Origin of the sequence: Methylobacterium sp. UNC378MF, assembly GCF_900103195.1 — a bacterium.
Lineage (GTDB): Bacteria > Pseudomonadota > Alphaproteobacteria > Rhizobiales > Beijerinckiaceae > Methylobacterium.
Genome location: NZ_FMWU01000006.1, coordinates 183,917 through 198,327, shown reverse-complemented (window position 1 = coordinate 198,327; position 14,411 = coordinate 183,917). Strand labels below are relative to the sequence as shown.

Below are 14,411 nucleotides of genomic sequence, written 5' to 3'. Positions count from 1 at the left end.
CGCGCAGACTGATTTCCCGGCCTGGAAGGTGACAACCGCCTCGCATGTCTGAGACGCCAGAAACCCCGCCCTCCGGACCGAGTCCCCCGATCCGGGACGGCGCCCCGAGCGACCTCACCGACCGCAAGAGCGACATCTTCTTCGCGGCCGTGGAGACGACGCGGATGCCGATGATCGTCACCGATCCGCGACAACCCGACAACCCGATCATCTTCGCTAACCGGGCGTTTCTGGCGATGACCGGCTACACGCCGGAAGAGCTGATCGGGCGCAACTGCCGCTTTCTCCAGGGTCCCGATACCGACCGCGAGAGCGTCGCGCAGGTCCGCGCGGCGATTGCCGAGAAGCGCGAATTCGCCACCGAGATCCTGAACTACCGCAAGAACGGTTCGACCTTCTGGAACGCCCTGTTCGTCTCGCCGGTCTACAATGCCGACGGCGAACTCGTGTACTATTTCGGCTCGCAGCTCGACGTCTCGCGCCGCCGCGACGCCGAGGAGGCTTTGGGTCAGGCCCAGAAGATGGAGGCGCTGGGCCAGCTCACCGGCGGCATCGCGCACGATTTCAACAACCTGCTTCAGGTGATCGTCGGCTACGTCGACATCCTTGCGGCCGGCCTGGAGAAGCCTGACGCCGACCGCGCCCGGCTCGGCCGCGCCACCGAGAATATCCGGCAGGCCGCCGATCGCGCGACGACGCTGACACAGCAATTGCTGGCCTTTGCCCGCAAGCAGCGGCTGGACGGACGTGCGGTCAACCTCAACACCTTGATCGAGGGGATGGGCGAGATGGTCGCCCGCTCCGTGGGCGAGGCCGTGAAGGTCGAACTCGATCTTGCGGAGGACCTCTGGAACTGCCGGGTCGACCCGACCCAGGCCGAGGTCGCGATTCTGAACGTGCTCATCAACGCCCGCGACGCGATGCCGGAGGGCGGCACCGTTCGGATCTCCACCGAGAACAGCGAGATCGCCTCGCGCGGCCGGGAGATCGGGCCGCTGCGCGACGGCCGCTACGTCAGCATCGCCATCACGGACACGGGCACCGGCATCCCGCCGGCCGTGCTCGCCCGGGTGATGGACCCGTTCTTCACCACCAAGGAAGAGGGCAAGGGCACGGGCCTCGGCCTGTCGATGGTCTACGGCTTCGCCAAGCAATCTGGAGGCGCGGCACAGATCGAGTCGACCGTGGGCGCGGGCACGACGGTCCGTCTCTCGTTTCCGGCGACCGACGGCGACGTCAACGCTCCCGTGAAGGTCTCGCTGCGATCTGTGGACCGCCAAGGCACCGAGACGATCCTCATCGTCGACGACCGCGAGGACGTGGCCGAGCTTGCCCGCACCATCCTGCGGGACTTCGGCTACACGACGCTGGTGGCGTGCAATGCACGCGAGGCGCTTGAGATCTTGGATTCGAGCGAGAAGGTCGATCTGCTCTTCACCGACCTGATCATGCCGGGGGGCATGAACGGGGTTCTTCTGGCCCGCGAGGCCCGGCGCCGCCAACCCAAGCTCAAGGTCCTGCTCGCAACAGGCTACGCGGAGGCGAGCCTGGAGCGAACCGATATTGGCGGCTCGGAGTTTGATCTCCTCAACAAGCCCTACCGGCGCACGGAGCTGGTTCGCCGCGTGCGCGCCATCCTCGACGGTCCGACCGGGGTGGGCTGAGCTTCGGGAGCCGGACCATGTCCCAGGGCGAAAAGTCCAAGTACACTGACAAGCAGAAGCGCAAGGCCGAGCACATCGCCGAGTCTTACGAATCCCGCGGTGTGCCGGAGAAGGAAGCGGAGGCCCGGGCCTGGGCCACCGTGAACAAGGACGATGGGGGCGGCAAGAAGCCGGGCGGGTCGGGACGAGGCAAGACCACTGGCCATCCGGCCGCCCACAAGGGGGGCGAGACCGGCGGTAGGGCGTCGGCCGGACGAACGGCAGCGGAGCGCTCAGCCTCCGCCAAGAAGGCGGCCGCGACCCGCAAGGCCAACGCGGCTGCGCGGGCCTGACAGCAGATCGCAACCGGATCCGTCGTCCGTCTGTGCGAAGCGAGGCAATCCGGCGCAGCGCGGAATGACGGCGCGCGTGAAGCGGACAGGCTCAGCCCTTCTGCTCGGCGAGCTTGACCAGCGTGTGCAGCAACCGGTTCGCCGGCGTCGGGATGCCGAGTACCGCGCCCTTGCGCACCACGTAGCCGTTGAGGTGATCGATCTCGCTGGGCCGGCCGCGGGCGAGGTCCTGGGCGGTGGACGAGCGCTGCCCGGCCATGGTGACGCCGAGCTCCAGCACGCGGTCGAGGATGTCGGCGGGCACCGACACACCGGCGGCCCCCGCGACGGCGACGGATTCCTGAACCACGTCCGTAATGGCCGCGACCACCCCCTCGGCCTGGACCAGACGGCCGTAGGGCATCTGCGTCAGGGCCGAGAGCGCATTGTAGGCGCAGTTGATGATCAGCTTCGCCCAGAGCGCGTCGACGGCACGCGCCGACACGGTGGCCCGGATGCCGGCGGCCATGAACGCGGCGGCAATCCGGTCGCTCGTCTCCGACGCGCCGAGGATCAGGTCGCCCCGCCCATTGTGCCGGACGCGGCCCGGACCCGCCATCGCGGTGGCGACGTAGACCGCCACCGGCACGACCGGCCGCGCCAGCACGGCGGCGAGTCGGTCGGCGTTGTCGACGCCATTCTGGAAGCTGAGGATCGTCGCGGCAGGATCGAGATGGGGTGCGATCATCACACCCGCCGCTTCGGTGTCCCCCGACTTCACGCAGACCAGTACGAGATCGGCGCCGGAGACGCCGTCGCCCGCAATCGTTGCCCGCACCGGGACAGAGGCCGTCCCATCCCCGCTCTCGAGCACCAGACCGCCCGAGTTGACCGCCTCGACCAGAGCGGGGCGACCGATCAGCGTTACCGAATGCCCAGCCTGCGCCAGAAGGAACCCGTAATAGCTGCCGACTGCGCCGGCCCCCACGACAGCGACCTGCATCACGGCGCCCTCACCGCGCCGCAGCCGCAGCGCGCTCGGGGTGGAACGGGGCCGCCCCGGGGGTACCTGCGCGGACATGATCGAGGAGCGCCTGGGCCGGATGTCGCAGCCGAACGCCGTCGATGAGCTTGGCCTGCGACCGACAGGAATAGCCGTCCGCCAGGAGGGTACAACCGGGAGCCTCCGCAACGTGACGCGCCCAGCTCAGACCGTAGATCGCCTCGGAGGAGGCGCGGTGGCGCGCCTCGTGCCCGTAGGTCCCCGCCATGCCGCAGCAGCCGGCGGCCGGCACCTCGAGCCGCAGGCCGAGATGAGCGAACACGGCCTGCCAGTCCCGCACCGCGCCCGGCGCGTTGGTGCGCTCGGTGCAGTGGGGCAGCAGCCGCATCATCTCACCGCCCTGTCGCGGCGCGATCCGGTCGAGCTGGGTCGCCAGCCATTCCTGCAGAAGGTGGACCTTCGGAAGATCGCCGCCCAGCGCCTGCGCGTACTCGGACCGGTAGGTCAGCGTCATCGACGGATCGATCCCAACGAGCGGCACGCCGTGCCGGGCGAGATCCCGCAGCATCGTGGCGTTGGATCGGGCGACGGCAGCGAACCGCGCCAGGAAGCCGTGCACATGCAGCGGCTTGCCGTTTGGCCGGTAGGGCAACAGCCAGGGCTTGAAGCCAAGGGCGATCAGCAGCGCGCAGCTGTCGGCCACGACCTCCGCGTCGAAATGGCTGGTGAAGGCGTCCTGGACCACGAGAACCGCAGTCTCGCGCTCGCGCGAATCCAACCGGGCGAGCGCCTCGTGGGACGCGACAGCGACGCCGAGATCCGCCAGACGTGTCTTGAGATCGACGGGTGCCAGGGTCGGAAGCGCCACTAGCCCGGCCCGGGTCAGGATCAGCCGAGTCAGCGGATTGGTGAGGATCGCGTTGCTCAGGCGCGGCGCCCGCGCCGCCAGCGGCAGCAGCGGCTCCAGCGCCGCCACGAGATGGTCCTTCAGCGGCCGCGCGTAGCGGGTGTGATAGAGCGCCAGGAACTTGGCCCGGAAGGTCGGCACGTCGACCTTGATCGGGCAGGACCCCGTGCAGGACTTGCAGGCGAGGCAGCCATCCATCGCCTCCTTGACGGCATGGGAGAAGTCGTCATCCTCGGATCGACCCCGGAGGCCGCTCCGCAGGGTCGCCGCCACGTCGCTCAGCCATCCGGCGCGCTGCCGCGCCAGCTCGGCGGCCGGGTCGAGTCCGGCCTCTGCCGCGCGGCGCAGCCACTCGCGCATCAGTGAGGCGCGGCCCTTGGGCGAGTGGCGCCGCTCGCGCGTCACCTTCCAGGACGGGCACATGGCCTCGTCCGCGTCGAAGCTGAAGCACGCGCCGTTGCCGTTGCAGTGGAGCGCCGCGTCGAAATCCTGCCGGACCGGCGCCGGGATGGTGCGGTCCCGCTCGCCCCGGCGCGGCACGCCGTCGATCCGGGTCAGGCCAGCGCCCCTGGCCGAGGCGATCTTGCCCGGATTCATCCGGTCGCCCGGGTCGAAGGCGCGCTTGATCGCCTCCAGCGCCGGCATCAGCGGCCCGAACGTCTTCGGCACGAATTCCGATCGGAAGCCCTTGCCGTGCTCGCCCCAGAGCAGCCCGCCATACTTGGCGGTCAGGGCGACCACCCCCTCCGTGACCTCGCGGATCAGGGCGTTCTGGGCCGGGTCCTTCAGGTCGATGGCCGGCCGGACGTGCAGCACGCCGGCATCGACGTGGCCGAACATGCCGTAGCGCAGCCCCTTGCCGTCGAGGAGCGCGCGAAACTCGGCGATGTAATCGGCGAGCCGCTCCGGAGGGACTGCCGTATCCTCCACGAACGGGATCGGGCGCGCATCGCCCTTGGCGGCGCCGAGGAGCCCCACCGCCTTCTTGCGCATGGTCCAGAGCCGCTCGATCGCATCGCCCCGGGCGATGGTGAAGCCGAGACGCTTCGTGTCGGTGCCGCGCTCGGCCTCCAGCATCCCGGTGAGCCGCGCGAGGGCCGCCTCCACGATCGCGGCGTCGTCGCCGACAAACTCCACGAGGTTGATGCCGTCCACTGGCCGCCCGGCCGGATCGTCGGGGAAGAAGGCTCGCACCTCGGCCCAGATCGGATCCTTGCGGGCCAGCGCCAGGACCGTGGAATCGATCGTCTCCACCGAGGCGGCGCCGAACGGCAGCAGTGCCTGCGCGTCGCGGAGCGCCGCGTCGAAATCGATGTAGGAGAGCGCGACAAGCACCGCGGCCTTCGGGATCGGCAACACGTTGAGCCGCGCCTCGGCGATCAGCGCCAGCGTGCCTTCGGAGCCGCAGATCACGCTCTTGAGGTCGAACCGTCCCGATGCATCGCGCAGATGGGCGAGATCGTAGCCGGTAAGACAGCGGTTGAGCTTAGGAAAGCGTTCGGCGATGAGCGCGGCGTTCTCGGTGACGACGGCGTCGACGGTGCGGTGGATCTCGCCGACGCGGTCATTGCGCCCCTTGGCGGCTGCCAGGCCGCTCTCATCCAGGGGCTCGGCGGTCCAGATCGTGCCGTCGGTGAGCACGCAGGTCAGAGCCAGGACATGGTCCCGCGTCTTGCCGTAGAGGCACGAGCCCTGCCCGCAGGCATCGGTGGAGATCATGCCGCCGAGGGTGGCGCGGTTCGAGGTCGAGAGTTCGGGCGCGAAGAACAGGCCGTGCTTGGCGAGTTCCCGGTTGAGCTGGTCCTTCACCACCCCCGGCTCGACACGGACCGTACGGCTGGCGACGTCAATCTCGAGGATGCGGTTCATATGCCGGGACGTGTCGACCACGAGGCCGTGGCCGAGCGACTGGCCGTTGGTGCCGGTCGCCCCGCCCCGCGGACGGATCACGATCTCGCAGAAGCGCGGGTCCCCGAGGAGCTTGGCGATGCGGACGAGGTCGTCGCGGCTGCGCGGGAAGGCCACGGCCCCCGGTTCCACCTGGTAGATCGAATTGTCGGTGGCGAAGACCGTGCGGTCGGCATCCGAGAGCGTCAGGTCGCCCTCGAAGCCGCGCAGGCGCAACTCGGCGCAGGCCGCGGCATAGAGCGGCACAGCCTCGGTGTGGCGGGTCAGGACCGGGATCATCCGTGCCTTCTACACCTGGCGGATCGCGAGGGAAGATCGGCGGCTCCGCCGCGCCGCCACACGTGCTGGCATCGCGCTTGCCCTGCCGGGGGTACCGCAAGGAATGGGTGCGCATGAACGCGAGTGTGGAACAGGTCAGGGGCGCGCTGGCCGAGCTGATCAAGGCAGCCCTGATTTCGAACGATGGTCGAAGTCTCGCCTTCCGGGAGACCGCGCGCGGCAGGCTCGCGGCGCTCGCGGCCGATCCGCCGCACCCTTCGAGCCTGCGCATGGACGGTGCCTGGACGCTGGCGATCCGCGATGCGGAGACCCCCGAGCTGGCGCCGCAGGAAGGGCAAGTGAATCTGACCCTGCCGCGTGGCTGCCCGTTCACCCTCGCGGAGATCCTGGCACCCGGCTTTGACGTGGACGCGGCGGTAGACCACATCCGGAAGATCGCCTCCACGGGCTGACGTGCCTGTTGAGGACGGACGGCGCGGCGTTGCCGCAGGGGGCTGGGACACCCATCTTGGGGCGACAGGATCGAAGCCTCGATTCTACGCCCGCGCGCGGGCGTACCGTCCGAAGAACTGTCTGGCATTCACCGTTTGGCACGACGCAGCACCGCCCCGGCAGCCGAGCCTGCCGCTCCTCCGCCCTTCCCCACCCGTGAGCAGATCCTCGCCTTCGTCGCCGAGTCGAAGGAGCGCGTCGGCAAGCGCGAGATCGCCCAGGCCTTCGGCATCAAGGGCGCCGCCAAGATCGACCTGAAACGCATCCTCAAGGAGATCGAGGAGGAGGGCGCCCTCGATCGCGGGCGCGGCGGACTCGCTCCCGCCGGGCATCTGCCGCCGGTCGTTCTGGCCGACATCCGCTCCCGGGACCGGCACGGCGATGCCCTGGCCGTCCCGGTGGAGTGGACCGGCGCGGGCAAGCCGCCCTCCATCGCGCTGACGCAGCCCCGCGGCCCGCGCAAAGGCAACCGCCCGGCGGCGGGCATCGGCGACCGCGCCCTTGTGCGCGTCGAGCGCGACGCCGAGGGCGGCTATACCGGCCGGGTCATCAAGGTCATCGGCAAGAATCGCGCGGAGATCATCGGCGTCTACCGGGCCGGCGCGCAGGGCGGCCGAATCGTGCCTGTCGAGAAGCGCTCCCAAGGTCGCGAGATCCTGATACCGCCCGGCGAGGAGGGTCAGGCCCGCGATGGCGACCTCGTCAGCGTCTCCCTGGAGCGCGAGACCCGCTTCGGTCTGCCGCGAGGCCGCGTCCGGGAGCGCCTCGGCTCGCTCGGCTCCGAGAAGGCGGTAAGCCTGATCGCCCTGCACCTGCACAACATCCCGCATGTCTTCTCGGATGCGACCCTGGTGGAGGCCGAGACTGCCGAGCCCGCGAGCCTACAAGGCCGGGAGGATTGGCGGGACCGGCCGCTCCTGACCATCGACCCGCTCGACGCCAAGGATCACGACGATGCCGTCATGGCCGAGTCCGATCCCGATCCGGCCAATCCCGGTGGCTTCATCCTCACCGTCGCCATCGCCGACGTCGCCGCCTACGTGCGGGCTGGCTCAAGCCTCGACCGCGAAGCACTGGAGCGGGGCAACTCCGTCTACTTCCCTGACCGCGTCGTGCCGATGCTGCCGGAGCGGATCTCGAACGACCTCTGCTCGCTCCGCGAGGCCGAGGACCGGCCAGCGCTCGCAGTCCGCATGGTCATCGCCGCGGACGGCGAGAAGCGCCGCCACGGCTTCCACCGGGTGATGATGCGCTCCCGCGCGAAGCTCGCCTACGCACAGGCGCAAGCGGCCATCGATGGCCAGCCGGATGCCGTGACGGAGCCACTGCTGGAGGTGGCGCTGCGCCCCCTCTGGGCCGCCTACGCGGCCCTGCGCGCGGCGCGCGACCGACGCGGGCCGTTGGCCCTCGACTTGCCCGAGCGCAAGGTCCTGCTCAGCCCGGAGGGTGCGGTCGACCGGGTGATCGTGCCGCAGCGCCTCGACGCGCACCGGCTGATTGAGGAATTCATGATCACGGCGAACGTCGCCGCCGCCGAGACCCTGGAGCAGGCCCGCCAGCCCCTGATCTACCGGATCCACGACGAGCCCGCTTTGGAGAAGATGCGGGCGCTCGGCGAGGTCCTGGCCTCGGTCGGGATCAAGCTGCCGAAGGAAGGCGCACTGCGACCCGCCCTGTTCAACCGTATCCTGGCCACAGCAGCCGAGACCGAGCACGGCGTCTTCCTCAACGAGGTGATCCTGCGCAGCCAGGCCCAGGCCGTCTACGCCGCCGAGAATCTCGGGCATTTCGGCCTGAACCTGCGCCGCTACGCGCACTTCACCTCGCCGATCCGCCGCTACGCGGACCTGATCGTCCATCGGGCGCTCATCACCGCCTGTAAGCTGGGCGCGGACGGGCTCGCGCCCGAGATTTCGACGGGTGAACTGGCGCAGATCGGCGAGCAGATCTCGGCGGCCGAGCGCCGCGCCATGGCCGCCGAGCGTGAGACCATCGACCGGCTGATCGCCCACCACCTCGCCGATCGGATCGGGGCAACCTTCGAGGGTCAGATCGCCGGCGTCACCCGCGCCGGCCTGTTCATCAAGCTCGATGAGACAGGCGCGGACGGCTTCGTGCCGGTCTCGCAGCTCGGCGCCGACTATTTCCGCCACGAGGAAGGCCGCCATGCCCTGGTGGGCGAGCGGACCGGGGAGACGTTCCGCCTCGGCGACCGGGTCGAGGTGCGCCTTGTCGAGGCTTCGCCGGTGGCGGGCGCGCTGCGCTTCGAGCTGCTCAGCGAGGGACGGACCCGTTCCGGCGCCCGAAATGCCGGGCCGGGCAAGAAGCCGGGCGGACGTCCCTTCAAGGCCGCGCCGCCCGGACGCCCTGTCGGCATCCGCAACACCGGGTCGCGCCACCGCGGCTCGCGCCGCTGAGCCGGGCGGTGTACAGCCAGCGCATGGCCGCCGACGCGATTCCCGAGCGCACACGCCTCATTCCCGCCATGGCAAGGGGCTTCATCGGCCGCTGCCCGCATTGCGGTCAGGGCCGGATCTTCGGCCGCTTCCTCAAGGTGCGACCGGAATGCGACGCGTGCGGCCTGGAGCTGCACCACCACCGCGCCGACGATCTGCCGCCCTACGTGGTGATCTTCATCGTTGCCCACATCGTCGGTTATTTGATCCTGGAGACCGAGAGCGCCTACGAGGTTCCCCTCTGGGTCGAGATGGGCGTCTGGCCAGTCTTCACGCTCCTTTTCGCGCTGGTTCTGCTCCAGCCCGTGAAGGGCGCTGTCGTCGGGCTGCAATACGCGCTTGGCATGCACGGCTTCGCCACGCTACCGCGGAGCCGCCCTGCCCCGGGACCGGAGGAGACACGCCTTGCCGCTGCCGCAGCAGGAGCCCCAGATCGCCACAGCTCCTGAACGCAAGTCCGCGACGGCGCGTCTGCGGCCGCGGGATGCCGCGACCCTGATCGTAATCGACCGGCGCGGGCGTGGCGGCCCGAAGGTCCTGATGGGCCGGCGCAACCCGAACCTCGCCTTCATGCCGGGCAAGTTCGTCTTCCCGGGTGGCCGGATCGAACTCGGCGACCGCCACATGCCGGTGGCTGGGGCTCTTCCCGACTACGCGGAGGCGGCGCTGACGCGGCAGGTCACCCGGCCGCCGCACCATCTCGGCCGGGCGCTTGCGCTCGCCGCGATCCGCGAAACTTACGAGGAGACCGGCCTGCTCCTCGGTACGAACGAGCACGGCGCCCCCGAGGACGTCCCGGCGGGATGGGAGGGCTTCGCCCGGCACGGTGTGCTGCCGGATCTCGAGGCGCTGCACCTCGTCGCCCGGGCGATCACGCCGCCCAAGCGGGTGCGCCGCTTCGATACGCGCTTCTTCGCGATCGACCGCCGGATGGTGGCGGCCGAGGAGCCGGGGCGCATCGCCGCCGACGCCGAGTTCACCGAACTGGCCTGGGTCCGGCTCGACGCCGCGCGCAAGCTCGACCTGCCGTACATAACCCGCGCCATCCTGGACGACCTGGAGGCGCAGATCGCCGCTGGCTTCGCCCCGCACCGGATGATCCCGTTCCACTACGAACGCTACGGACGCCGCGAGCGGGTGGCCTTGTGAGCCATAAGGAGAAGCTGGGACGGGAGGCGCCGAACGGGATCAGCTCAGAGGATGTGGCAGCCATCGCGGCGGCCGTGACCTGCGTCACCGTGGTCGGCATCGGGCTGAGCCTGTCGATCCCGCTTCTGTCGATCGAGCTGGAGCGACGCGGCGCGTCGAGCACGCTGATCGGTCTCAACACTGCGGTGGCAGGCATCGCCAGCATCTGCACGGTGCCGTTCGTGCCGCGGCTCGCGGCGCGGATCGGCGTCGCCCCGCTGCTCGGCTTGGCGCTCCTCGTCGGCGCAATCAGCCTCGCGCTGTTCCCGCTCCTGCCGGGCATCGCGCTGTGGTTTCCCCTGCGCTTCGTCTTCTCGATGACGCTCGGGGCGCTGTTCGTCCTGTCCGAGTACTGGATCAACGCCGCCGCTCCGCCCGAACGGCGCGGTCTGGTGATGGGCATCTATGCGACCGTCCTGGCGGCGGGTTTCGCGGTCGGGCCGCTTCTGCTGGCGCTGGTCGGGACCGAGGGGCCGGCGCCCTACGCGACGGGTGCGGTCCTGATGCTGGCCGGCGGCTTGCCGATCATGCTGGCCCGCGGGCTGTCGCCAACCATCGAGACGGGCTCTGGCCGCGGCATACTCGGCTACGTCCGGCTCGCCCCCGGCGCACTGGCGGCGGCCCTGACCTACGGGGCGGTGGAGACCGGCATCTTCGCCATCCTGCCCCTCTACGGCCTGCGCCTCGGCTACGACGCGCAGGGCGCGGCCGGCCTCGTCAGCCTGATCGCGCTGGGCAACGTGCTGTTCCAGATCCCGTTCGGCTGGCTCGCCGACCGCCTCGACCGGTTCACGGTGCTGCTCGGCGCAGGGCTCGCGGGCGCTGTGGGCTCGGCCCTGATCCCGCTCGCGGCCGGCACCCCGATGGCATTCGGCCTGCTCCTCCTCGTCTGGGGCGGCCTCGCCGGCACGCTCTATACGGTCGGCCTCGCAATGCTGGGCGACCGCACGCCGCCGAATGATCTCGCGGGCGCCAACGCGGCCTTCGTGGTGCTCTACAATGTCGGGCTGATGCTGGGGCCGCCGCTGATCGGCGGCGGGCTCGACGTCGCACCGCCGCACGGCTTCGCCCTGGCGCTGCTCGCCCTGTTCCTGGCCTTCGTCGGATGGCTCGCCGCGATGGAGCGATCGGTCCCGCGCTCTTGACCTGCCGGGCCCGATCGGGCATTCACCCGCCCGTATTCGGCCGGGTTCTCCCGGCCATTTGCGTTTCGCTCACGCGGAATGCCGCACCCTGCAGGAGCGCCGCGCCATGGCCAAGGCCGTCACCGTCAAGATCAAGCTCGTCTCCACCGCCGACACGGGCTACTTCTACGTCACCAAGAAGAACTCCCGCACGCAGACCGAGAAGCTGACGATGCGCAAGTACGACCCGGTCGCGCGCAAGCACGTCGAGTTCAAGGAAACCAAGATCAAGTAAGGCGGGCGGGCCGCATCGCGGCTCGATTGCCGACCTGTGAAGCCGCTCCGGAGACGGGGCGGCTTTTTCATGAGCCGTCACTGTCTTTGCGGACCGAGACATTCCGGTCGCGCGCCCGTCAGACGGGCGTCGATGCCGCGAGGTCCGGATCGAGCGTGCGCGCCAGCGACCGCGCGATGGCCACGAGGGCGGTCACCATCGGGGTGGACGGCTCCCGTCTTGGAGCGACGAGGCCGATCGTGTGCTCCAAGTCCGGCGCGGTGATCGGGATGGTGCGCACGCCCTCCATGGAGCCCAGCGCATCGACCAGGATCTCGGGCATGATCGAGGCCCAGCGCAGGGTGCGCACATGGGTCAGCAGCACGATCATCGAGTTCGACTCGAGGGTCGCGGCAGGGTCCGCACCGGCTTCCCGGATCTGCTGGTCGATGATCCGCCGATTCTGCATGTTCGGCGTCAGCAGGCAGAGCGGCAGACTGCCCGTCTCGGCCCAGGTGACGCTCTCCCGATGATCGAAGGGGCCGCCGATTGCCGTCACGAGGCGGTAGCGCTCCCGGTAGAGCGGTACGGAGATCACCCGTCCGAGGGGCTCGTTGTCGAGGTAGGTCAGGCCGGCATCCGCCTCCAAGTTCTCGATCAGCGAGAAGATGTCGGCTGAGGTGGCGGATTCGACCGTGAGCCGCACGTCCGGGTGCCGCTCGCGGTAGGGCGTCGTGAGGTTCACGATCATCGGCAGCGCCGTGGGGATGGCAGCGATGCGCAGGTGGCCGGTCAGGCCCCGGCGCAGGCCAGTGACCTCCTCGTGCATGGCCCGAGCGTCGGCCACGATGCGCCGCGCCCATTCGAGGACCCGCTCGCCCTCGGGGGTGAAGCCCTGGAAGCGGGAGCCGCGCAGGACGAGCTGCACGCCGAAGCGGTTCTCCAGCTGCTTCACGCCGGCCGAGAGGGTCTGCTGGGTCACGCCGCAGGCTTCGGCGGCGTGCCCGAAATGCTGCTCGCGGGCGAGCGCGAGCAGGAAGTCCAGCTTGTCGATCACGACGAAGGCATCCCGGCACGGCGAGGCGCCCGAAACCTAGCGACCCGCCGTGCCCGCCACAACCGAGCGCGCCCGCTCAGCGGAACAGGATGAACGCCTTCGACAAGGTGATGCCGATACCCCAGACGATCGGGATGCCGACCACCGCCCAGGCCAGGGCGGCGCCGAGGCTGAAGCCGCCGCGGCCGATGCCGAAGGAGCCGGACGGGCCGGAGGCCGTGGCACCCGCGCGGACGTCCAGGGAGGCCCGCTCGGAATCGGACATGAACCAGCTTTGGGCCAGCGGCCGCACCAGCAGGTTGCAGAGGAACCCGACCGCCAGGAAGCTCGCGAGCACGTACATGGTCCGGCCGTAGAGATCGGCCCCCTGCACGCCGGCGGCGACCTGCGCCTCGCGGATCTTGGTGATGACGAAGGGCCCGACGATGCCGGCCATCGACCACGCGGTCAGCAACCGCCCGTGGATCGCGCCCACGAACTGCGTGCCGAACACGTCGGCAAGGTAGGCCGGCACCGTCGCGAAGCCGCCGCCATACATCGACAGGATCACGCAGAAGATGGCGACGAACAAAGCCTGCGAGCCGATGCCGGCGGCCCAGGGCGCCGCCGCGTAGAGCAGGCCGCCCAGGGCGAAGAAGATCGCGTAGGTGCCCTTCCGCCCGATCCGGTCCGACATGGAGGCCCAGAAGAACCGACCCAGGATGTTGAACAGGGAGAGGAGGCCGACGAAGCCGGCCGCGATGGCCGCGACCTGCGCCTTCTGGCCGGCGTCCAAGGCGGAGAAGCCGGTGCCCGGCAGGCCGATCAGCTCGCCGCCGAAGATCTCCTGGAGCATCGGCGAGGCCAGGGCCAGCACGCCGATGCCGGCGGACACGTTGAGGAACAGGACGAGCCAGATCATCCAGAACTGGAAGGTCTTGTGCGCGTCGCGCAGGTGGACGTGCCCCGAGGCGATCATGGCGCTCTTGGCGCTCGGGGTCGTCCAGCCGTCCGGGCGCCAGCCCGCCGGCGGCACGCGATATCCGAAGGCGCCGCCCAGCATGAAGATCAGGTAGCCGACGCCCATCACGGCGAGCGTCTGCCAGACGCCGACGGAATCGGGCCCCCGGAAGGTCTTGATCATGCCGTCGGCCAGCGGCGAGCCGATCATCGCGCCGCCGCCGAAGCCCATGATCGCCATGCCGGTGGCCATGCCGCGGCGATCCGGGAACCACTTGATCAGCGTCGAGACCGGCGAGATGTAGCCGAGGCCGAGCCCGACGCCGCCGATCAGGCCCATGCCGAGCCAGACCAGCCAGAGCTGGTGAATGTAGACGCCGAAGGCGCCGATCAGAAAGCCGCCCCCCCAGCACAGGGCGGCCACGATGCCGGCCTTGCGCGGGCCTGCGCGCTCCAGCCAGCCGCCGAACAAGGCGGCTGACAGGCCGAGCACGACGATGCCGATCGAGAATACCGTGACGAGGTCGCTGACACGCCAATCGCAGGTAGTGGTGAACAGGGCCGTCATCACGCCCATATCGGGACAGGCGGCGGGAGCCGGCTTGCCCACGGAGAGCGCCCGGGTCAGCGGCAGCCAGAACACCGACAGGCCGTAGGCCATCCCGATGCAAAGATGGATCGCCAAAGCCGCCGGCGGCACCAGCCAGCGGTTGAAGCCTGGCTTCGCGACGATCCGTTCGCGTGACAACAGACCTGGCGTCCGCTCAGGCGCGATCGCACCCGCCACTCCAGCACCCATGATGGACTCC

The 14,411-nt window shown here is 69.9% G+C and carries 12 protein-coding genes; 8 read left to right on the top strand and 4 right to left on the bottom strand.

Features of this window, described 5'->3' with window-relative positions; genetic code table 11:
- Positions 1 to 44 precede the first annotated feature (44 nt).
- Positions 45 to 1,664 carry a hybrid sensor histidine kinase/response regulator gene (locus BLT59_RS08520; protein WP_091778462.1) on the top strand — a complete coding sequence of 540 codons (1,620 nt, stop codon included), beginning with the start codon at positions 45 to 47 and terminating at the stop codon, positions 1,662 to 1,664.
- Positions 1,665 to 1,681: 17 nt separating this feature from the next.
- A complete protein-coding gene (locus BLT59_RS08515; RefSeq protein WP_091778460.1) occupies positions 1,682 to 1,996 on the top strand; it encodes a plasmid stabilization protein in 315 nt (104 codons plus the stop codon).
- A gap of 91 nt (positions 1,997 to 2,087) precedes the next feature.
- On the opposite strand, the gene BLT59_RS08510 is transcribed toward BLT59_RS08515, so the two are convergent.
- Together BLT59_RS08510 and BLT59_RS08505 are read right to left on the bottom strand one after the other, a co-directional pair.
- A complete protein-coding gene (locus BLT59_RS08510; RefSeq protein WP_091778550.1) occupies positions 2,088 to 2,978 on the bottom strand; it encodes a ketopantoate reductase family protein in 891 nt (296 codons plus the stop codon).
- 10 nt (positions 2,979 to 2,988) lie between these two features.
- Entirely contained in the window at positions 2,989 to 6,072 is a 3,084-nt protein-coding gene (locus tag BLT59_RS08505) for a D-2-hydroxyglutarate dehydrogenase YdiJ (protein ID WP_091778458.1), read from the bottom strand.
- A 113-nt stretch (positions 6,073 to 6,185) separates the two neighbouring features.
- Between BLT59_RS08505 and BLT59_RS08500 the strand changes: the two genes are divergently transcribed.
- From BLT59_RS08500 to rpmG, 6 genes are all read left to right on the top strand, one after another.
- A complete protein-coding gene (locus tag BLT59_RS08500; protein WP_091778455.1) occupies positions 6,186 to 6,524 on the top strand; it encodes a hypothetical protein in 339 nt (112 codons plus the stop codon).
- A gap of 135 nt (positions 6,525 to 6,659) precedes the next feature.
- On the top strand, positions 6,660 to 8,981 hold the full coding sequence (rnr, locus tag BLT59_RS08495; RefSeq protein ID WP_091778453.1) for a ribonuclease R: 2,322 nt from the start codon (positions 6,660 to 6,662) through the stop codon (positions 8,979 to 8,981).
- Positions 8,982 to 9,004: 23 nt separating this feature from the next.
- A complete protein-coding gene (locus BLT59_RS08490) occupies positions 9,005 to 9,469 on the top strand; it encodes a DUF983 domain-containing protein (RefSeq protein ID WP_091778549.1) in 465 nt (154 codons plus the stop codon).
- The gene (locus BLT59_RS08485; RefSeq protein WP_091778451.1) at positions 9,426 to 10,169 is read left to right on the top strand and encodes an NUDIX hydrolase; all 744 of its coding nucleotides are present in this window, start codon (positions 9,426 to 9,428) and stop codon (positions 10,167 to 10,169) included. The genes BLT59_RS08490 and BLT59_RS08485 overlap by 44 nt, the downstream gene beginning before the upstream one ends.
- A gap of 53 nt (positions 10,170 to 10,222) precedes the next feature.
- A complete protein-coding gene (locus tag BLT59_RS08480) occupies positions 10,223 to 11,353 on the top strand; it encodes an MFS transporter (protein WP_091778548.1) in 1,131 nt (376 codons plus the stop codon).
- A 106-nt stretch (positions 11,354 to 11,459) separates the two neighbouring features.
- The gene (rpmG, locus tag BLT59_RS08475; protein WP_012320513.1) at positions 11,460 to 11,627 is read left to right on the top strand and encodes a 50S ribosomal protein L33; all 168 of its coding nucleotides are present in this window, start codon (positions 11,460 to 11,462) and stop codon (positions 11,625 to 11,627) included.
- 118 nt (positions 11,628 to 11,745) lie between these two features.
- On the opposite strand, the gene BLT59_RS08470 is transcribed toward rpmG, so the two are convergent.
- Positions 11,746 to 12,663, bottom strand: a complete 918-nt coding sequence (locus BLT59_RS08470; protein WP_091778449.1) for a LysR family transcriptional regulator — start codon at positions 12,661 to 12,663, stop codon at positions 11,746 to 11,748.
- Between the two features lie 76 nt (positions 12,664 to 12,739).
- A complete protein-coding gene (locus tag BLT59_RS08465; protein ID WP_091778447.1) occupies positions 12,740 to 14,401 on the bottom strand; it encodes an OFA family MFS transporter in 1,662 nt (553 codons plus the stop codon).
- Between the last annotated feature and the right edge of the window lie 10 nt (positions 14,402 to 14,411).

Coding starts and splice junctions, on each gene's coding strand:
- BLT59_RS08490 (WP_091778549.1), top strand. CDS start 9,005: ATGGCCGCCGACGCGATTCCCGAGCGCACACGCCTCATTCCCGCCATG.
- BLT59_RS08505 (WP_091778458.1), bottom strand. CDS start 6,072: ATGATCCCGGTCCTGACCCGCCACACCGAGGCTGTGCCGCTCTATGCC.
- BLT59_RS08500 (WP_091778455.1), top strand. CDS start 6,186: ATGAACGCGAGTGTGGAACAGGTCAGGGGCGCGCTGGCCGAGCTGATC.
- BLT59_RS08510 (WP_091778550.1), bottom strand. CDS start 2,978: ATGCAGGTCGCTGTCGTGGGGGCCGGCGCAGTCGGCAGCTATTACGGG.
- rpmG (WP_012320513.1), top strand. CDS start 11,460: ATGGCCAAGGCCGTCACCGTCAAGATCAAGCTCGTCTCCACCGCCGAC.
- BLT59_RS08515 (WP_091778460.1), top strand. CDS start 1,682: ATGTCCCAGGGCGAAAAGTCCAAGTACACTGACAAGCAGAAGCGCAAG.
- BLT59_RS08520 (WP_091778462.1), top strand. CDS start 45: ATGTCTGAGACGCCAGAAACCCCGCCCTCCGGACCGAGTCCCCCGATC.
- BLT59_RS08465 (WP_091778447.1), bottom strand. CDS start 14,401: ATGGGTGCTGGAGTGGCGGGTGCGATCGCGCCTGAGCGGACGCCAGGT.